The sequence below is a fragment of the Citrobacter sp. RHBSTW-00570 genome (assembly GCF_013739755.1).
Taxonomy (GTDB): Bacteria; Pseudomonadota; Gammaproteobacteria; order Enterobacterales; family Enterobacteriaceae; genus Citrobacter; species Citrobacter braakii.
On record NZ_CP056399.1, the window covers coordinates 108,577 to 126,834 of the forward strand.

Below are 18,258 nucleotides of genomic sequence, written 5' to 3' on the forward strand. Positions count from 1 at the left end.
AACTCCCGTAAGGGAGTTTTTTTTAACGTAATTTAGCCTTAAGGTATTTCATATACCATTTGAGAGAAGCGTAGTAATTTCCCTTTTTGGCTTCCTGGCGCGAGTAAACCCGGTAATCAGTAGGCCTCATACGCGGAGCATAAGAGCGCATTTCAGCGTCTCGCCATGGTGTGAAGTGATGGTAGAAAAGAAAAAGTTGCTGTGAAAGCCCAGTATGTTCTTTATACCAAGGTTTTCTTCCACCAGTGAAATGAATGATGCGAGGCAAGATATCTTTTTGATAAAAAAAGGTGTCTTTTTGCTGATCTGTGAACCAGTTAAATAAGAAATTCCATCGTTTATCAATAAACTTAACGTTGCCGTCAATTGCGATATTCAGAGCATCTTGGTCAAAATAAGGCAAGGATTTACCTTGTTCAAATAACACTGTATTTGCTTTATTTTCAATATCAAACTTGATCCAATTTTCAATGTTAATATATAAAAAGCCAGCATTAAAATAATGATCAGTACTAAGGCCCAAGCGTTTAGCATTTTTTGTATCATGAATATCGAGGGAGTCGTGGCTGACTGCGCAAATGACGTTGCTGATATCAATGCTGTTAATATCATTGAGCTTATCAAAACATAGTGTATCAGCATCTAAATAGATAAAATGCTCTATTTTATCTTTTAGTAAGCGCGGTACGGCCAGACGCATATAGGTAGAGCGGTTCAGGTGTTTGATTGCAAAGTCATTATTATACTTTTCAATCTCTTCTTTATCGATATTGATAACCTGAATTTTATCACTGGTTGAACGTAGTTTATTGATTTCTTCGTCAGTAACATCATAGACAAAGACGAAAAATGACAGGTCTTGCTCTGGGTTGTTCATTATGACCGACATAATGGACACTGCTACATATTCCAGATAATTGGCATCTGTACAGTAAGCAATATTAATAACGTTATTTTTGCTGTCCATTTATGCTTTCTCATTACCTTTAACATTGTCACTATCATGAAGTACCGTATCGATAGCGTCAATCACGACCTGTTCCGGAATCCAAGTTAGATATTTTTTTGACCGATCGAGTTCATCTCGCGAAGGCATCGGATGGTACTCGCCAGCCCAAATCAATACGGCTTTATCAGACCACGGCTTCCATTGTCGGTAATTGGTGGCGCCAAACAGGCATACCTGCGGTGTCCTTAGCGCTGCGGCCATATGCATAGGTGCAGAATCGACACCAATGTACAAAACAGCATGGTCAATCAACGCGGCCAGTTGCAGAAAGGTCGTTTTACCTGCCAGCGTCAGGTCAGGAGACGATTGACACAGTGCAGCAATACGCTGGACCTGTTGCTGCTCACTCAATGCAGGCCCACAGGTAAGATAAACATGTAAACCACGCTGATGCAGATGGTCTATAACATGAGCGAATTTCTCATCATCCCAGCATTTAAACTCTTGTCTGGCAGTGGGTTGAATAACGACATATTTTTGCGCAGGCAGTGTAGGCAACAGAGATACCAGATGTTGATAATCCTCCTGAAGATAACTCAGTGACATCTCTTTCTTGAGTTCTGCTTCGCTAAACCCAATGCCTTTTAGAATAGATAGGTTTTGTTCAACAATATGCGTCCCAACGGATGGCGTTACTCGCGTAAAAAGTCGGTTCCACTGCTCTTTATCGCGCTTAAAGGCAATTGAAGGAAGGCGTAAAGAGGCGATAAGTGCTCCAATTGGCCATTGTTCTGTGAGGTTAATAATCAAGTCATAGTGATTTTTCTTCAGTTGTTGACGCACTGAAAGATAATTTTTTACTGTTGCCAACAGGCCTTGTTTTTTCTCAATGAGATAAAAATTATTGATATCTTTATGGGCGGCCAGAATTGCTTTGGTATCTTTATAGAGGAGCAGATCGATCTTAGCCTGTGGATAACGAGCCCGAATGCTGGCAATGACGGGCGTGATTAACAGAACATCCCCATAAAACTTGAGCTTGCAAATAAGCACATGGTCAATTTTTTCAAACATGTTAAATTCCTTTTCGAAAAAATAGGCTCTTGCAAGCAGATAATACCTTATATCTCATTTCTGAAATGGAGCGGTCAATATGGGGATATTTCATCTTAAGAATTATTTTTTTATTAACAATTTTTGTGTCACAGGATGCAAGCGCATTATGAATATCATTCAGCATACTTTCACTATAACGATAATAACCTTTTTTCTTGCGTAATAGTTTGCGTCCTTCCAGAAAACAGTTGATGATCATTAGTGTGGCAACAGTACGTTTTGCGTTATTTTTATTTATATAATTATACATTTTCCGCATAGCAAAAAAGATACTATCCGCATCGCTATCAATAATATTCTCGGTAATGCTCTTATCATTTAACCGGTAAAAATATAGTTTATTCTCAATCTTTAATATTTTATGGCATTTAAAGTATTGGAAAGGGCAGAAAATCATGTCTTCATACCGACGATGTTCTTCGAATCGATCGTTACCAATAACGTTACGATGGAAGATTTTTGTCATGAGATGCCATTGTCCTGCCCGGAATATTGGAAGTAGAGGGGTATAATCATCATCCGATAATATAATTTCGTGCTGATTAATATCATTTTTTATACCAGATGAATTCTGATACAGATTGTTCATATCTCTGGTTAGATTAAATTCGAGAATATCATATTTTTCGTCTCTCAATTTAGGAAGAAGGATAGTGAAATAATCTGTGCAGACAATATCGTCACTGTCAATAAACCCAATATATTTCCCTGTCGCATGGGTAAGGCCAACGTTACGAGTGATTGCAACGCCTTGATTTTTTTGGCTAATATACTTAACGTTGTGGCATTTCTGCTCACGATAAAATGCCTTGATACGTTCTTCAGTTAAATCTGTTGAGCCATCATTAACAATTATTATCTCCACATCATCAGTGATGCTCTGATGGATCGACGCCAACGTCGCCGTGATGAGTTCAGCATTATTGTATGTAGGTATAATAATGCTCAGTAAATAACCTGAAGCGCTATTCATAGCATGATTCTCTCGTTGGATTCGAGCTCAGCACTGCTGCAATACATAACGCCAGCATGCTGCTCAAGGCTTCACCTTTGGCATACAATAATAAATCACTCAAGCCATAGATAGCGATAGCGCCTGAGATGACGAACAATAGAGGACTACGTTGCCAGTAAGCTCTTAAAAACATAGCGGTATAGAGCAAGAGTAGCACAATAACCCCGGCGATGCCCTTTAGCGAAAAGGTATCAATAATTTCGTTATGCAAATGTACGTTAATGAACTCAAGTGCCCCTTGTAGGGAAGTATCCTGGACGGCAAGTCGCTGAATTTCCGCCCCACGTTGTTCAAGTGACTGCCCCCAGTGATGACCTTTCCCTGCTTCAATTCCTGCCCGTTGCATCGCAAGTCGCGCACCAATAGAGGTGTTGCTGTTGTTTTGATTATAAGAGTGCAGATCGATCAGGAAGTTCTGGTAGCGACTTTCAATGACTGGTTTTAAGGGGATAGCAGCAATCCCGACCAGAATTACAAAACCCAGTAGCGCCCTCACCAGTATGTTGTGGTTGTGGCGGTAGTGGATGAAAAATAGTCCGATACTCAGGAGCGGATATACCAAAATCGCAGCCCGAGTTTGTGTGGTGATGATGACCGCCAGTGAGATCAAAAAATGTAACAAGTACAGTGAAACCGTATGTCTCAGGCGCAGATTAATGATCGCATGCGAGGCTAATAATGCAATTAGTGTCAGAGAGTAAGCCGTGCCGGTTTGATGTTCAAAACCAAGAGCAACGCGGTATCTTAAAGGGTTTTGTGCTCCACTAAGTTGATAACCCGCGAAAAGATACAAACCGATTGCCGTAAGAATCACCCAGATACTGGTCAAGCGGATTTTATTAGTACTTGGTGCTTGTGATGTTAGTATGGTCATCACCAGCGCGGCAAAAATCATCACTTTGCCACCGTTCTGGTATGAACGGTAGGCGCCGGTAAAAGCTGAACCCGGTTGTTTAAATATTTCTACCCATATAATCTGGAGTAACCCGAAGAGCAGCAACATAAAAGGCAAAACCAGGTTTTGTTTGTTACTGCACACATGCTTTATGTTTTTTCCTATAAGCGGCAGAGACAGAGCTGTGGAGAAAATAAATACCTTCAGCGCTTCATCTGGATTGACCAGCACCATCGCAAGGGTTGCCAGGATCCCGGCATAAAATAAGAAGTATATAAAATCGAATGGATTGTTTTTTATACTACAAATAAAGCGAGAAAACATGTGTTGGCGAAGCATGGTTCATCTCTTAAAGTTAAAGCAAATTATTATCAACCAGCGATACGTTGACTAAGCTAGCGTCCAGATCCTGCAATTTTCCGGAATGGCTCAGCTGTGTGTATTGATTCTTCCCATACCCACCAATCAATCCTGGGTCCGTTGGACCGTACAACGTAATATTAGGGCGATCCAGCGCAGCGGTTAAATGACTCAGGCCTGTATCAACCGACACCACAAATTTTGCCCCCGCCAGTACGCGAGCGACCTCTCCCAAAGTCATCCGTGGAAGAACATCAACATAAGAAAAACCATTTGCCAGCCTACGGGCTCGTGCTTCTTCATGAGGAGCACCCCATGGCAGTTTAATACGTATGCCAGCGTTATTTAACAAGCCAATTAGCTCCCGCCAGTTGGCTTCTGGCCAGTGCTTATCATCACGCGTTGTGGCATGCAGAAATACGGCATACTGGCCCTTATCAGCATTACGTTCTTTCAGAAAATGCTGAGCGATAGCGTAATCACCCTGCGACTGGGGCCTGGAATATCCCAGGCTTTTGGCGAACAATTCACGCGTACGTTCTACCGCGTGCTGCTGTTTGGCAATGTGATGTTTGCGATTATAAAACAGGCTCGCCAATGGTTCGCGCGCCGTGCTCCAGTCCATACCATGCTTGATGCCACGTGCCAGACGCGTAACCAACGCCGCGCTTTTAACCAGACCCTGCGCATCAATTATCGCGTCATACTGATGTAAACGCACCGCATCGCGAAAGGCTTTACGCTCGGCTTTAATCGGCGCTGAAAACCAGGCTTTACGCCAGCGGCGGATCGCCACTGGAATAACCCGGTCAACGGCTGCATGCCAGGATGGGATCTGCGCGAAGCCTTCTTCCACTACCCAATCAAATTGAATATCCGGCATGACCTGCTGCGCATCGGTTAATGCCGGTAACGTATGCAGTACATCGCCCATAGACGATGTTTTAACGATCAGTACCCGCATCCGTCAGGCTTCCTCTTGTAACAACAGGTCGTTAAGTTCTTCCAGCACGCGCTGGGGTGTGATGTCAATCAGGCTCTGATGATAGCCTTCTGCTGCATCGCCCTTGCGTACTTTGTGATAACCCGTAATCAAGCGAATCACGCGCGCCTTGTGTGAAAGCGGCGGAGTAAAATCCGGGCTGCTGGGGCCATACAACGCTACCAGAGGTCGATTCAACGCTGCGGCAACGTGCATTAATCCAGAGTCGTTGGTGACCACCGCTTTGCAGGCGGCGAGCAGAATGACGGCCTGCTCCAGCTGTGTTTCGCCCGCCAGATTACGGCACCAGGGCTGCTGATCAACGCTCAGCGTCGCCAGGATCTCATTTCCGGCTTCATGGTCTTTTGCAGAGCCAAAAAGCACAATCTGATGGCCTTCATCGATCAGCTGCTTCGCCAGATCTGCGTAGTGGTAATGTGGCCAGCGTTTCGCTGGACCAAATTCCGCTCCAGGGCAAAAGCCAATGATGGGGCGTTCGGCAGAAAGGGAAAACTGGCGACAGGTCAGGGACTTTTCACCTTCGCTTACCTGCAACTGCGGCCATAGCAGAGGCTGCGGCAAATCTTTAGCTGACAGCATTACGCCTTTATCATAGGCCAGGGCTACATAGCGTTCGACCATCAGCGGCCAGGCATCTTTATCCAACACGCGCGCATCGTTTAGCAGGCCGTAGCGCATTTCACCACGCCAACCGGTACGATGGGGAATGCCAGCAAAGAACGGTACCAGCGCGGATTTAAACGAGTTAGGCAGCACATAGGCGCGGTCATAGCGTTTTTCACGCAGGCTATGACCGAGTTTACGCCGCTCACCGATCTCCAGCGCGCCGTGTCCAAGCGGCATGGCGATAGCTTCGTTAACTTCAGGCATGCGCGATAATAACGGACGGCACCATGCAGGTGCCATCACGTCGATTATCGCCTGGGGATAGCGCGCCTTAAGCGTGCGATAGAGACTTTGCGACATCATCATGTCGCCCACCCAGGACGGGCCTACCACCAAAATTTTCATACTTACGCGTCGCGGTTCAGCCAGGCCATATATTCCGTTACACCTTCAGCAACGGTTTTAAACGGCTTGTCATAGCCCGCAGCGCGCAGATTAGTTAGATCGGCCTGGGTAAACGCCTGATAGCGACCTTTCAGTTTTTCCGGGAATGGGATGTACTCAATGCTGCCTTTTTTGTGGTACGCAAGCGTTGCATCGGCAACGGCCTGGAAAGATTCCGCACGACCGGTACCAAGGTTAAAGATGCCGGAAACCCCGTTTTCCAGGAACCACAGGTTCACCGCAGCCACATCGCCTACGTAAACGAAATCACGCTTGAAGTTTTCACTGCCTTCGAACAGTTTTGGTGTTTCGCCATTATTGAGCTGGGTGTTGAGGTGGAAAGCGACGCTCGCCATGCTGCCTTTATGGCCTTCACGCGGTCCGTAGACGTTGAAATAGCGGAAGCCAACAATCTGAGAATTGGCTTCTGGCAGGATCTGACGAACGTACTCGTCGAACAGGAATTTTGAGTAGCCGTAAACGTTCAGCGGTTTCTCATATTCACGGGATTCGATGAAATCAGAAGTACGACCGCCGTAGGTGGCGGCAGAGGACGCATACAGGAACGGAATTTCACGCTCCAGGCAGTAGTGCAACAGCTCTTTGGAGTATTGATAGTTGTTATCCATCATATACTTGCCGTCCCACTCGGTAGTGGAGGAGCATGCGCCTTCGTGGAAAATCGCTTCGATATCGCCGAAATCTTCTCCGGCCATAATCTGGATCAGGAAGTCTTCCTTGTCCATGTAGTCAGCAATATTCAGATCCACCAGGTTAACAAACTTGGTGCCATCTTTAAGGTTGTCCACCACCAGGATGTCGGTGATGCCTTTATCATTCAATGACTTGACGATGTTGCTGCCGATAAAGCCCGCGCCGCCGGTAACGATGATCATAAATGTAACCTTCGAATTTTGGAGTCAGAGACAATCTCAGACACGAATACTTTCTATCATATCACTACATGGCTCTGGCTTCAGCCATTCACCGATAAGCCGTACGGGTACACGTGATTTATGCTTCATTTTGAAGAAGTGATGATGCGTCATCTCGTATCAGCGTATAGCTTTGGGTAATATGTGCTGAAATTTGCCCAGTCTGGAGAATTGAAATGCGTGGGGATTTTTACAAACAGTTAACGAACGATCTCGAAACCGCACGTGCGGAAGGATTGTTTAAAGAAGAGCGCATTATTACGTCTGCCCAGCAGGCGGATATCACCGTGGCGGACGGAAGCCACGTTATTAACTTTTGTGCGAACAACTATCTGGGGCTGGCTAACCACCCGGAACTGATTGCAGCTGCAAAAGCAGGTATGGATTCTCACGGATTTGGTATGGCTTCGGTCCGCTTTATTTGCGGTACCCAGGACAGCCATAAGCAACTGGAGCAAAAACTGGCGGCATTCCTCGGTATGGAAGATGCCATCCTTTACTCTTCCTGCTTTGACGCCAACGGCGGCCTGTTTGAAACGCTGCTGGGCGCAGAAGATGCGATTATCTCAGATGCGCTCAACCACGCTTCTATCATTGACGGTGTTCGCTTGTGTAAAGCAAAGCGTTTCCGTTACGCCAACAACGACATGGTCGAACTGGAAGCTCGTTTGAAAGAAGCGCGTGAAGCGGGAGCCCGTCATATCCTGATCGCCACCGATGGCGTGTTCTCTATGGATGGTGTGATTGCTAACCTGAAAGGCGTTTGTGACCTGGCGGATAAATACGACGCGCTGGTCATGGTTGATGATTCCCATGCTGTCGGCTTTGTCGGCGAAAATGGTCGTGGCTCACATGAATACTGTGACGTGATGGGGCGTGTGGACATCATCACTGGTACGCTGGGTAAAGCGCTCGGCGGCGCATCTGGCGGTTATACCGCAGCGCGCAAAGAGGTTGTTGAGTGGCTGCGTCAGCGTTCCCGTCCGTATCTGTTCTCCAACTCATTGGCTCCTGCAATTGTTTCTGCCTCCATTAAAGTGCTGGAGATGGTCGAAGCAGGCAGCGAGCTGCGCGATCGCCTGTGGGCGAACGCACGTCAGTTCCGCGAGCAAATGTCTGCCGCAGGCTTTACGTTAGCGGGAGCGGATCACGCAATTATCCCGGTCATGTTGGGGGATGCGGTAGTGGCGCAAGAGTTCGCTCGCGAGCTGCAAAAAGAGGGGATTTACGTTACTGGATTCTTCTATCCGGTGGTTCCAAAAGGTCAGGCGCGTATTCGTACCCAGATGTCTGCGGCGCATACCCCTGAGCAGATTACGCGTGCTGTTGAGGCGTTCACACGCATTGGTAAACAACTGGGCGTTATTGCCTGAGGATGTGAAATGAAAGCGTTATCCAAACTGAAAGCGGAAGAGGGCATTTGGATGACTGACGTTCCTGAACCGGAAGTCGGCCATAACGATTTGCTGATTAAAATCCGTAAAACAGCCATCTGCGGGACTGACGTTCACATTTATAACTGGGATGAATGGTCGCAAAAAACCATTCCGGTACCGATGGTCGTTGGACATGAATATGTCGGCGAAGTTGTTGGCATCGGCCAGGAAGTTAAAGGCTTTAAAATCGGTGATCGCGTTTCAGGCGAAGGTCATATCACCTGCGGGCATTGCCGTAACTGCCGCGGTGGACGTACTCACCTGTGCCGCAATACGACCGGTGTTGGCGTAAACCGTCCTGGCTGCTTTGCAGAGTACCTGGTGATCCCGGCATTTAACGCGTTTAAAATTCCGGACAACATCTCTGACGACCTGGCGTCTATCTTCGATCCGTTCGGTAATGCGGTACATACGGCGCTGTCGTTCGATCTGGTTGGGGAAGATGTGCTGGTTTCCGGCGCGGGTCCAATCGGTATTATGGCGGCAGCGGTTGCCAGGCACGTTGGCGCACGCCACGTGGTGATTACCGATGTTAATGAGTATCGCCTTGAACTGGCGCGTAAAATGGGCATCACTCGCGCGGTCAACGTGTCGAAAGAGAGTCTGACCGACGTGATGGCTGAACTGGGCATGACCGAAGGGTTTGATGTCGGTCTGGAGATGTCCGGCGCGCCGCCAGCGTTTCGCGCCATGCTGGACACCATGAACCACGGTGGCCGTATTGCTATGCTGGGTATTCCACCATCAGACATGTCCATCGACTGGACTAAAGTTATCTTTAAGGGATTGTTTATTAAAGGTATCTACGGTCGTGAGATGTTTGAAACCTGGTACAAGATGGCCGCATTGATTCAGTCTGGTCTGGATTTGTCACCGATCATCACCCATCGATTCTCCATCGATGAATTCCAGCAGGGCTTTGACGCGATGCGCTCGGGCCAGTCAGGGAAAGTGATCCTGAGCTGGGATTAACCCTATCCAATCAGTAGATTCTGCGTATGTCCCTGGGTGTTGATTATCATTACCATCCGGGGCTTTTTTATGCTTGCACGCTCGCTCCTGCCTGGCGCATTTTCTGCTAAAGAATTAATAATTTTTTCTGAAAATCTACCGCTTAATATGCTAAAAAGTGCCGATAACTCTATTGTTTGGCTGGATTTGATATGACCTATATCCCTGGTCTCCTGAGCGTCATTATGCCACTTTACAACACGGGTGAACCGTTCATTGCGTGTATGGATTCGCTGATTGCGCAAACCTGGAAGAACCTGGAGATCATCATTGTTAATGATGGTTCTACGGATAACTCAGCGGACCTTGCTCAGTCTTATGCGGATCGTTACCCGCACGTTCACCTGTTGCACCAGCCCAATGGAGGGGTATCCGCGGCGCGCAATACCGGTATGGAAGTTGCCAGGGGGGAGTACATCGCGTACGTAGACGGCGATGATATTGCCTATCCGGAAATGTATGAGACGCTGATGACTATGGCGCTGAAGGATAATCTGGATGTTGCGCAGTGCAACGCTGATTGGTGTATTGCGGAGACAGGCCACACCTGGGCATCCATTCCTACCAATCGAATTAGTTCTACCGGCGTGATGACCGGGCCAGACTGGTTACGCAAAGCGTTAGCCAGTCGCCGTTGGCGGCACGTTGTCTGGATGGGCGTTTACCGCCATCAGACCATCCGCGACGCAGGACTGACCTTCCTGTCCGGTCTGCACCACCAGGATATTATCTGGACGACAGAGTTTATGTTTAATGCGAAACGCGCGCGTTATACGGAAGTGCCGTTGTATAAATACTTCCTGCACGGCGCGTCCGTCAGCCGCCTGCCACGCACCGGGCTGAAAAATCTCGCCTATCAACGCCACTACATTAAAATTACCCGTCTGCTGGATAAGATGAATCACGACTATGCTGGACGCATTCCAATTTATCCGGAGTTCAAACAGCAGGTGATTTACGAAGCGCTACGCGTTTGTCATTGCATACGTAAAGAGCCGGACGAGAAAATCCGCCAACGGATGATTGCTGAAGTATTCGTATCGGGTATGTTTAAGCGCATGGTGAGCAATATCTGCAGCGTTAAGCTGGGTTATCAGGTGCTATTGTGGGCCATACGCTTTAGTCAGTGGCGCGATAAATCACTGACGCCGCGCCGCCTGGCCCATTTAACGCTGGATATTAAAGAGTAATTATTGCCAGCCCTGCCATTGCAGGCGCATGTACTGCACCAGCGTGCTTTGGGTGATGCTTTCACCGAGCACGCTGAAGAAGCGGCTGGCGTAAACTGGCTCTAACGGCTGCTTCGGTTTGCATAATCTCACCCCGCGGAAAGGATTACGTGGCGCATCAGGTTTACCATTCTTCGGCGGTGTAAGGTTTGGTCTGGAGGTGTCTACCTGTGGTTCATTGAGCAGGCTGCTTGGGCGAACCAGCGTAATGTCCGCAGGCAGGTTATAAAGCATCTGCTGCAGGACGCGAACCGTCGAAGGGTGAGGATGCCCAATGGCAATTGCTGAACCGTTGCGGCGCGCAAGCTCAACGGCACGATTAAACTGACGGCGAATATCGGCTTCGTTTTGCGTGTCATCCAGGAAGACTTTGCGTTTGATAACCTTCACGCCGGTTCCTGATGCTGCGCGCATTGCCTGACTGTTGCCGATGGTCATACTGTCCAGGAAGTAGAGATCGTAGCGTTCCAGCGCCTGCATCACCTTCTGCATGCCGAACAGGCTGGAGGTCATCGCGCTGCCCATATGGTTGTTCAGCCCGACCGCATTCGGTACTTTGCTTACCGCGTCGCGAATAATCCGCTCAATCTCTTCGCTGCTCATTTCCGGGCGCAAAGTATCTTTCTCTAACGGCTGTTTGCTCAGCGGCGCCATCGGCAGATGGATTAAAACTTCATGCCCGCTGTTATGCGCTTTAATCGCCATTTCACGCGCGTGTGGGGCATTAGGCAGAACGGCAACGGAGAGGGTGGAAGGCATCGCCAGAACCTGATTTTCGGTGTGTGGACGATAGCCGAAATCATCAATAACGATGGCAAGTTTGCCAGCAAAAACAGGTGTTGCGAAGGCCAGCACGCTGGCGAGAGAGAATAATAGACGACGAAATTGAGGCAAAACTTATCTTCCCAACCACGGCTGTGGATTGACCGCCTGACCCTGGCGACGAATTTCGAAATAGAGTGCCGGCCTGCCCTGTCCGCCGCTGCTACCCACAAGTGCAATAGGCTGCCCGGCGCGAACCTGCGTACCGACGCTGACCAGCGCGCTCTGGTTATAACCGTAAAGGCTCATATCGCCTTTACCGTGCTCAACGACGACCACTAGACCGTAGCCCTGCAACCAGTCCGCCAGAATGACGCGGCCATCGGCAATGGCTTTAACTTCGGTGCCTTCGGATGCGCCAATAACCATCCCCTTCCAACGTAGCTCACCTTGCAACTGTTCGCCATAACGATGTAGCGTTGGGCCACGAACGGGCCAGAATGCCTGGCCGCGTGGGGAACCTAAACCGCCGGTACGGGACATCAGTGATTTTTCGCTTTCGGTTGGCTTGTAGGTTGAGCCTTTCCGTGACGCATCCTTTTGTTTGTCGCGTACGGCCTGCGCCTCGCGTGCTTCACGTTCCGCACGTGCTTTGGCTGCGGCTTCGGCGCGAGCAATGCTGTTGCGCAGGCGTGATTCGTTGGCGCGCATTTCGCCCAGTTGCTGCTGGTCCTGCTGAATCGATGACTCCAGACCCGAGAGCGTCTTCTTGCGTTCATTACGCGCCTGCTCCAGCTTAGCCTGCTGAGCGCGCTGTTCGTACAGCAACGTCTGCTGTTCGCTCTGCTTATCTTCCAGCTCGGCTTTTTGCGAGTCGACTTCTTCGCGGGTTTGTTTCAACTGCGCGATGGTTTCCTGCCGCGCCTGGTTCAGATAGCCGAAATAGGCCTGCAGGCGTTGCCCGCGCTGGCTCTCTTCCCCGCTCAGAATGAGCTGAATACCGGTGTGTTCGCCCTGGCGAAACGCTGCGTCAAGTTGGGCTGCCAGGCTACGCTCTTGCGCAGCCCGCTGTTTTTCCAGCTTCGCGAGGGCGGCATTCATTTCAGTGATTTGCGCATTCAGCTGCGCCAGCGAGTTTTGCGTTTCGCGTAGTTGCCTGGCGGCAACGGCGATGGCCTGTTCCTGAGCTTTAAGTTGAGCGAGGAGAGTGGAGCGTTGTTGTTGTTGTTGGCGTACCGCGCGTTCTTTTGCCGCGATATCAGCCTGAATAGATTTGAGCTGATCGCGCTCGTCCGCGTGGGCGGAAAAGGCGCACAGCAATACGCCAGCGCTAAGCGCGCTGGCGTAGAAAAAGGGCCTGACTGAAAGCTTTCGCAGTTTCACGGCCCAAGTGATGGTATTAATCGCCTTTCCCCTCATGGGGAGGGATTATTCCACGATGAACAGCGGCTTACCAGTCATCTCTTGCGGGATTTCCATACCCATCAGCGTCAGCATCGTCGGGGCGATATCAGAAAGTTTGCCGCCTTCAACTGCTTTGACGTTTTTACCACCGACATAAATCAGCGGAACGGGCAGGTTGGTGTGTGCTGTATGCGCCTGACCGGTGGACGGATCGCGCATTTGCTCTGCGTTACCGTGGTCCGCGGTGATCAGCAGTTGGCCGCCAACGGATTCAACCGCTTTAGTCACCTGCTCAACGCAGTGATCCAGCGCTTCAACCGCTTTAACCGCAGCTTCCATCACCCCGGTGTGACCAACCATGTCGCCGTTCGGGTAGTTACAAATGATGGTGTCGTATTTTCCACTCTGAATCGCAGCAACCAGCTTCTCGGTCAGCTCAGCAGAGCTCATTTCCGGCTGCAGATCGTAGGTCGCGACTTTCGGCGAGTTGATCAGGATGCGATCTTCGCCTTTGAACGGCTCTTCTACGCCGCCGTTAAAGAAGAAGGTCACGTGGGCATATTTTTCAGTTTCGGAAATACGCAGCTGCGTTTTGTCATTCTTCGCCATCCACTCGCCAAGGGTGTTGGCCAGAGACGCTGGTGGGTAAGCAACAGCAGTTTTGATGTCGGCTGCGTATTCGGTCAGCATCACAAAGTTGAGGTTAACGACTTTCTTACGGGCGAAGCCGTCGAAGTCTGCGTTAACAAACGCACGGGTGATTTCACGCGCACGGTCAGCACGGAAGTTCATGAAAATCAGCGTATCGCCGTCTTCCATGGCGGCTTCAGCCTGGCCTTCAGCACGGATCACGGTCGCTTTCACGAATTCGTCGTTTTCGTCGCGGGCATAAGCAGCCTGCAGGCCTTCAACAGCCGTAGCGAACTGGAACTCGCCTTTTGCCAGCGTCATCAGGTCATAAGCCTGTTCAACGCGATCCCAACGGTTGTCGCGGTCCATGGCGTAGTAACGACCGATGATGGACGCTACGCGGCCTTTGCCCAGCGCGGCAAATTTCTCTTCGAATTTCTGCAGCGAATGTTCAGCGCTGCGCGGCGGGGTATCACGGCCATCAAGGAAAGCGTGCAGATAGATTTTCTCAGCACCGCGTTCAGCTGCCATTTCGACCATCGCCATGATGTGATCTTCGTGGCTGTGAACGCCGCCAGCAGAGAGCAGGCCCATGATGTGAACCGCTTTGCCGCTATTTTTTGCCTGGTCGACCGCATCGGTCAGCACTGGGTTAGCGAAGAAAGTCCGTTCTTTAATTTCAACATCCAGACGGGTCAGGTCCTGATACACGATGCGGCCCGCGCCCAGGTTGACGTGACCCACTTCGGAGTTGCCCATCTGGCGATCGGGCAGGCCGACTTCCAGGCCAGAGGCATCAATCAGGGTATGCGGACGTTTTGCCCACAGAGCATCCATTACCGGGGTTTTGGCATTAAAGATGGCGTTATCCTGGCTGTCTTCACGATAGCCATAGCCATCCAGAATCACCAGTACCATAGGTTTTTTAGAAACCGACATTGCGACAACCTCACACTCAATAGACAAAAATAATTGCGTAATTTTACTACAGCTGAATCGATAAAATAGCCCCAGAAGATCAAATAATCGACCAGAGCGTGTCGCAGAGGGCGCGGATTTACGTTTTTTTTTCCGTAGCGCCCCGCAAAAATGCAATCCAATGCACGCTCTGGCTGTATTTGCGCCAACGCGCAGGTATACTCCTTTCCTGGTTTTTTAATCACTAAGTCGGGAGTTGTTACCCCCCATGCAAGAAATTATGCAATTTGTTAGTCGCCACCCTGTATTGAGTATCGCCTGGATTGCGTTACTGGCGGCTGTATTATTTACCACGTTTAAGAGCCTGACTTCGAAAGTGAAGGTAATTACGCGCGGAGAAGCCACTCGTCTTATCAACAAAGAAGATGCGGTGATTGTGGATTTACGTCAGCGCGACGACTTCCGCAAAGGTCATATCGCGGGCTCCACTAACCTGCTGCCGAGCGAAATCAAAGCCAACAATTTTGGCGAGCTGGAAAAACACAAAAACAAACCTGTTATTGTGGTTGATGGCTCTGGTATGCAGTGCCAGGATTCAGCAACTGCGCTGATTAAAGCCGGTTTTGAGCAGGTATCTGTACTGAAAGACGGCGTAGCGGGCTGGAGTGGCGAGAATCTGCCACTGGTTCGCGGCAAGTAATTTACCCGTCTTCTTTCATGCCGCAGGGTAAAAGAACACTGGAGATAAGTCATGGCCAATATTGAGATCTATACCAAAGCGACCTGCCCGTTTTGCCATCGCGCAAAGGCGCTGTTGAGCAGCAAGGGTGTGAGTTTCCAGGAACTTCCGATTGACGGCGATGCCGTGAAGCGTGAAGAGATGATCAAGCGCAGTGGCCGTACAACGGTTCCGCAGATTTTTATTGATGCACAGCACATTGGTGGTTGTGACGACTTGTATGCGTTGGATGCACGTGGTGGACTGGATCCACTGCTGCGTTAAGGCGTACCGAAGTATTTAAAGGACAACACTAAAGGGTTTTCTCAACATGTCAGAACAAAATAACACTGAAATGGCTTTCCAGATCCAACGTATTTATACCAAGGATGTGTCTTTCGAAGCGCCAAATGCACCACATGTTTTCCAGAAAGATTGGCAGCCAGAGGTTAAACTGGATCTTGATACCGCATCTACCCAACTGGCAGATGATGTGTATGAAGTAGTGCTGCGTGTCACCGTAACGGCTTCTCTGGGTGAAGAAACTGCGTTCCTGTGTGAAGTTCAGCAGGGCGGTATTTTCTCCATCAGTGGTATTGAAGGGACTCAGATGGCGCATTGCCTTGGTGCATACTGCCCGAACATTCTGTTCCCGTATGCCCGCGAATGCATCACCAGCCTGGTTTCCCGCGGTACATTCCCGCAACTGAACCTTGCGCCGGTCAACTTTGATGCGCTGTTCATGAACTATTTACAGCAGCAGGCTGGCGAAGGTACTGAAGAACATCAGGATGCCTGATGAACCAAAGTAATGCTTCAATGACTGTGATTGGTGCCGGCTCGTACGGCACCGCTCTTGCCATCACCCTGGCAAGAAATGGCCATCAGGTTGTCCTGTGGGGCCATGATCCGAAACATATCGCGACCCTCGAGCACGATCGCTGCAACGTCGCGTTCCTCCCTGATGTGCCTTTTCCCGAAACGCTGCGCCTGGAAAGTGATTTAGCCACTGCGCTGGCCGCCAGTCGTAATATTCTGGTGGTGGTGCCGAGCCACGTCTTTGGCGAAGTGCTGCGGAACATCAAACCGCTGATGCGTCCTGACGCGCGTCTGGTCTGGGCGACAAAGGGTCTGGAAGCGGAAACGGGACGCCTGCTGCAGGACGTCGCGCGTGAAGCGCTGGGGAATTCTATTCCACTGGCAGTTATCTCCGGTCCGACGTTCGCCAAAGAGCTAGCGGCGGGCATGCCGACGGCGATTTCTCTGGCCTCGACGGACGACACCTTTGCTGACGATCTCCAGCAGTTGCTGCACTGTGGCAAGAGCTTCCGCGTTTACAGCAATCCGGATTTCATTGGCGTGCAGCTTGGCGGCGCGGTGAAAAACGTCATTGCGATTGGCGCGGGGATGTCTGACGGCATCGGTTTCGGCGCGAATGCGCGAACCGCATTGATCACCCGTGGACTGACCGAAATGTCTCGTCTTGGCGCGGCGCTGGGTGCCGATCCTGCCACCTTTATGGGGATGGCGGGTTTAGGCGATCTGGTGCTGACCTGTACCGACAACCAGTCGCGTAACCGTCGTTTTGGCATGATGCTCGGCCAGGGGATGGACGTGCAGGGGGCGCAGGACAAGATTGGTCAAGTGGTTGAAGGCTACCGCAATACGAAAGAAGTTCGTGAATTGGCGCACCGTTTTGGTGTTGAGATGCCAATAACCGAGGAAATTTATCAAGTATTGTATTGCGGAAAAAACGCGCGCGAGGCAGCATTGACGTTATTAGGCCGTGCACGCAGGGACGAGCTGAGTCGCCACTAGCTGTAAGGAACTGTTGAATATAACGACCCGACCCGCGAAGAACGGGTCGGTCGTTTTGCTACCTTCTGGAGTACGCAATGCCGTGTGAAGAACTGGATATCGTCTGGAAAAACATTAAAGCGGAAGCCCGGGCACTGGCGGAATGTGAACCAATGCTGGCCAGTTTTTACCACGCAACGCTGCTCAAGCATGAAAACCTCGGCAGTGCGCTGAGCTATATGCTGGCGAATAAACTCGCTTCTCCGATCATGCCCGCCATTGCCATTCGCGAAGTCGTGGAAGAGGCCTACGCGGCCGATCCTGAAATGATTGCCTCAGCGGCCTGTGATATTCAGGCGGTACGCACGCGTGATCCGGCTGTCGATAAATATTCCACCCCACTTCTGTATCTGAAGGGCTTTCATGCGCTTCAGGCCTACCGTATCGGTCACTGGCTGTGGCATCAGGGGCGTCAGGCGCTGGCGATCTTCCTGCAAAACCAGGTGTCCGTTAGCTTCCAGGTAGACATTCACCCGGCGGCAAAAATTGGCCGTGGGATTATGCTCGATCACGCCACTGGTATTGTGGTCGGTGAAACTGCCGTGATTGAAAACGACGTCTCTATTTTGCAATCCGTCACGCTGGGCGGGACCGGTAAAGCCGGCGGTGACCGTCATCCGAAAATTCGTGAAGGCGTGATGATTGGCGCGGGAGCAAAAATTCTCGGCAACATTGAAGTCGGGCGCGGCGCGAAGATTGGCGCAGGTTCCGTCGTTTTACAGCCGGTACCCCCGCATACCACTGCAGCAGGCGTTCCGGCACGCATCGTCGGCAAGCCTGACAGCGATAAGCCGTCCATGGATATGGATCAGCATTTCAACGGGATACATCATACTTTTGAGTATGGAGATGGTATCTGATTTCGAGCTATCTTACCTGGCAGATTGAACCTGAGCTGTGCTCGTCATCCTCACGTATTGCGTGTACGCTCCGGTGACTGTGCGCAGTCCGTGTTCAATCTGTCTGCGCC

At 50.1% G+C, this 18,258-nt stretch carries 18 protein-coding genes; 8 read left to right on the top strand and 10 right to left on the bottom strand.

Features of this window, described 5'->3' with window-relative positions:
* Positions 1-22 precede the first annotated feature (22 nt).
* From HV237_RS00535 to rfaD, 7 genes are read right to left on the bottom strand one after another with little or no spacing between them, the layout of a single operon-like run.
* Entirely contained in the window at positions 23-967 is a 945-nt protein-coding gene (locus tag HV237_RS00535) for a glycosyltransferase (RefSeq protein ID WP_046275759.1), read from the bottom strand.
* Positions 968-2,023 carry a lipopolysaccharide core heptosyltransferase RfaQ gene (rfaQ, locus tag HV237_RS00540; RefSeq protein WP_046275758.1) on the bottom strand — a complete coding sequence of 352 codons (1,056 nt, stop codon included), beginning with the start codon at positions 2,021-2,023 and terminating at the stop codon, positions 968-970.
* A 1-nt stretch (position 2,024) separates the two neighbouring features.
* A complete protein-coding gene (locus HV237_RS00545; protein WP_046275757.1) occupies positions 2,025-3,038 on the bottom strand; it encodes a glycosyltransferase family 2 protein in 1,014 nt (337 codons plus the stop codon).
* The gene (locus tag HV237_RS00550; protein WP_176443260.1) at positions 3,031-4,314 is read right to left on the bottom strand and encodes an O-antigen ligase family protein; all 1,284 of its coding nucleotides are present in this window, start codon (positions 4,312-4,314) and stop codon (positions 3,031-3,033) included. The genes HV237_RS00545 and HV237_RS00550 overlap by 8 nt, the downstream gene beginning before the upstream one ends.
* A 16-nt stretch (positions 4,315-4,330) precedes the next feature.
* Positions 4,331-5,299, bottom strand: a complete 969-nt coding sequence (gene rfaC / locus HV237_RS00555) for a lipopolysaccharide heptosyltransferase RfaC (RefSeq protein ID WP_047358803.1) — start codon at positions 5,297-5,299, stop codon at positions 4,331-4,333.
* A gap of 3 nt (positions 5,300-5,302) precedes the next feature.
* Complete coding sequence (rfaF, locus tag HV237_RS00560) at positions 5,303-6,349, bottom strand: ADP-heptose--LPS heptosyltransferase RfaF (RefSeq protein ID WP_046275755.1); 1,047 nt, start codon at positions 6,347-6,349, stop codon at positions 5,303-5,305.
* Positions 6,350-6,351: 2 nt separating this feature from the next.
* Positions 6,352-7,284, bottom strand: a complete 933-nt coding sequence (gene rfaD, locus HV237_RS00565; protein WP_003827312.1) for an ADP-glyceromanno-heptose 6-epimerase — start codon at positions 7,282-7,284, stop codon at positions 6,352-6,354.
* A gap of 215 nt (positions 7,285-7,499) precedes the next feature.
* Here rfaD and kbl point away from each other — a divergent pair, with 215 nt between their 5' ends.
* The 3 genes from kbl (at position 7,500) to HV237_RS00580 (ending at position 10,960) form a co-directional block, all read left to right on the top strand.
* Positions 7,500-8,696 (top strand): glycine C-acetyltransferase, encoded by a 1,197-nt coding sequence (gene kbl / locus HV237_RS00570; protein ID WP_046275754.1) that lies wholly within the window; start codon positions 7,500-7,502, stop codon positions 8,694-8,696.
* 9 nt (positions 8,697-8,705) lie between these two features.
* Positions 8,706-9,731 carry an L-threonine 3-dehydrogenase gene (gene tdh / locus HV237_RS00575; protein ID WP_016154972.1) on the top strand — a complete coding sequence of 342 codons (1,026 nt, stop codon included), beginning with the start codon at positions 8,706-8,708 and terminating at the stop codon, positions 9,729-9,731.
* A gap of 191 nt (positions 9,732-9,922) precedes the next feature.
* Entirely contained in the window at positions 9,923-10,960 is a 1,038-nt protein-coding gene (locus tag HV237_RS00580) for a glycosyltransferase (RefSeq protein ID WP_046275752.1), read from the top strand.
* Here HV237_RS00580 and HV237_RS00585 read toward each other — a convergent pair whose 3' ends face one another.
* The 3 genes from HV237_RS00585 to gpmM are packed head-to-tail and all read right to left on the bottom strand — an operon-like array spanning position 10,961 to position 14,734.
* Entirely contained in the window at positions 10,961-11,893 is a 933-nt protein-coding gene (locus HV237_RS00585) for a divergent polysaccharide deacetylase family protein (RefSeq protein ID WP_047358804.1), read from the bottom strand. It abuts the gene before it with no gap.
* Positions 11,894-11,896: 3 nt separating this feature from the next.
* Positions 11,897-13,156 (bottom strand): murein hydrolase activator EnvC, encoded by a 1,260-nt coding sequence (gene envC / locus HV237_RS00590; protein WP_240489687.1) that lies wholly within the window; start codon positions 13,154-13,156, stop codon positions 11,897-11,899.
* 33 nt (positions 13,157-13,189) lie between these two features.
* Positions 13,190-14,734, bottom strand: coding sequence for a 2,3-bisphosphoglycerate-independent phosphoglycerate mutase (gene gpmM / locus HV237_RS00595; protein WP_016154967.1), 1,545 nt, complete (start codon positions 14,732-14,734; stop codon positions 13,190-13,192).
* Between the two features lie 247 nt (positions 14,735-14,981).
* Between gpmM and HV237_RS00600 the strand changes: the two genes are divergently transcribed.
* The 5 genes from HV237_RS00600 (at position 14,982) to cysE (ending at position 18,148) form a co-directional block, all read left to right on the top strand.
* The gene (locus HV237_RS00600) at positions 14,982-15,413 is read left to right on the top strand and encodes a rhodanese-like domain-containing protein (protein WP_005120473.1); all 432 of its coding nucleotides are present in this window, start codon (positions 14,982-14,984) and stop codon (positions 15,411-15,413) included.
* A gap of 51 nt (positions 15,414-15,464) precedes the next feature.
* A complete protein-coding gene (grxC, locus tag HV237_RS00605; RefSeq protein ID WP_047358806.1) occupies positions 15,465-15,716 on the top strand; it encodes a glutaredoxin 3 in 252 nt (83 codons plus the stop codon).
* 46 nt (positions 15,717-15,762) lie between these two features.
* A complete protein-coding gene (gene secB / locus HV237_RS00610; RefSeq protein WP_003024155.1) occupies positions 15,763-16,230 on the top strand; it encodes a protein-export chaperone SecB in 468 nt (155 codons plus the stop codon).
* Positions 16,230-17,249, top strand: coding sequence for an NAD(P)H-dependent glycerol-3-phosphate dehydrogenase (gene gpsA, locus HV237_RS00615; protein ID WP_016154966.1), 1,020 nt, complete (start codon positions 16,230-16,232; stop codon positions 17,247-17,249). The genes secB and gpsA overlap by 1 nt, the downstream gene beginning before the upstream one ends.
* Positions 17,250-17,326: 77 nt before the next feature.
* Positions 17,327-18,148: a serine O-acetyltransferase gene (gene cysE / locus HV237_RS00620; RefSeq protein WP_016154965.1), complete on the top strand. Its 822-nt coding sequence runs from the start codon at positions 17,327-17,329 to the stop codon at positions 18,146-18,148.
* The last annotated feature ends 110 nt before the right edge of the window (positions 18,149-18,258 follow it).

Bases quoted from the DNA above. Each gene is read 5' to 3' on its own strand.
- HV237_RS00535 (WP_046275759.1), bottom strand. From the start codon at position 967: ATGGACAGCAAAAATAACGTTATTAATATTGCTTACTGTACAGATGCC.
- rfaQ (WP_046275758.1), bottom strand. From the start codon at position 2,023: ATGTTTGAAAAAATTGACCATGTGCTTATTTGCAAGCTCAAGTTTTAT.
- HV237_RS00545 (WP_046275757.1), bottom strand. From the start codon at position 3,038: ATGAATAGCGCTTCAGGTTATTTACTGAGCATTATTATACCTACATAC.
- HV237_RS00550 (WP_176443260.1), bottom strand. From the start codon at position 4,314: ATGCTTCGCCAACACATGTTTTCTCGCTTTATTTGTAGTATAAAAAAC.
- rfaC (WP_047358803.1), bottom strand. From the start codon at position 5,299: ATGCGGGTACTGATCGTTAAAACATCGTCTATGGGCGATGTACTGCAT.
- rfaF (WP_046275755.1), bottom strand. From the start codon at position 6,349: ATGAAAATTTTGGTGGTAGGCCCGTCCTGGGTGGGCGACATGATGATG.
- rfaD (WP_003827312.1), bottom strand. From the start codon at position 7,284: ATGATCATCGTTACCGGCGGCGCGGGCTTTATCGGCAGCAACATCGTC.
- kbl (WP_046275754.1), top strand. From the start codon at position 7,500: ATGCGTGGGGATTTTTACAAACAGTTAACGAACGATCTCGAAACCGCA.
- tdh (WP_016154972.1), top strand. From the start codon at position 8,706: ATGAAAGCGTTATCCAAACTGAAAGCGGAAGAGGGCATTTGGATGACT.
- HV237_RS00580 (WP_046275752.1), top strand. From the start codon at position 9,923: ATGACCTATATCCCTGGTCTCCTGAGCGTCATTATGCCACTTTACAAC.
- gpmM (WP_016154967.1), bottom strand. From the start codon at position 14,734: ATGTCGGTTTCTAAAAAACCTATGGTACTGGTGATTCTGGATGGCTAT.
- HV237_RS00600 (WP_005120473.1), top strand. From the start codon at position 14,982: ATGCAAGAAATTATGCAATTTGTTAGTCGCCACCCTGTATTGAGTATC.
- grxC (WP_047358806.1), top strand. From the start codon at position 15,465: ATGGCCAATATTGAGATCTATACCAAAGCGACCTGCCCGTTTTGCCAT.
- secB (WP_003024155.1), top strand. From the start codon at position 15,763: ATGTCAGAACAAAATAACACTGAAATGGCTTTCCAGATCCAACGTATT.
- gpsA (WP_016154966.1), top strand. From the start codon at position 16,230: ATGAACCAAAGTAATGCTTCAATGACTGTGATTGGTGCCGGCTCGTAC.
- cysE (WP_016154965.1), top strand. From the start codon at position 17,327: ATGCCGTGTGAAGAACTGGATATCGTCTGGAAAAACATTAAAGCGGAA.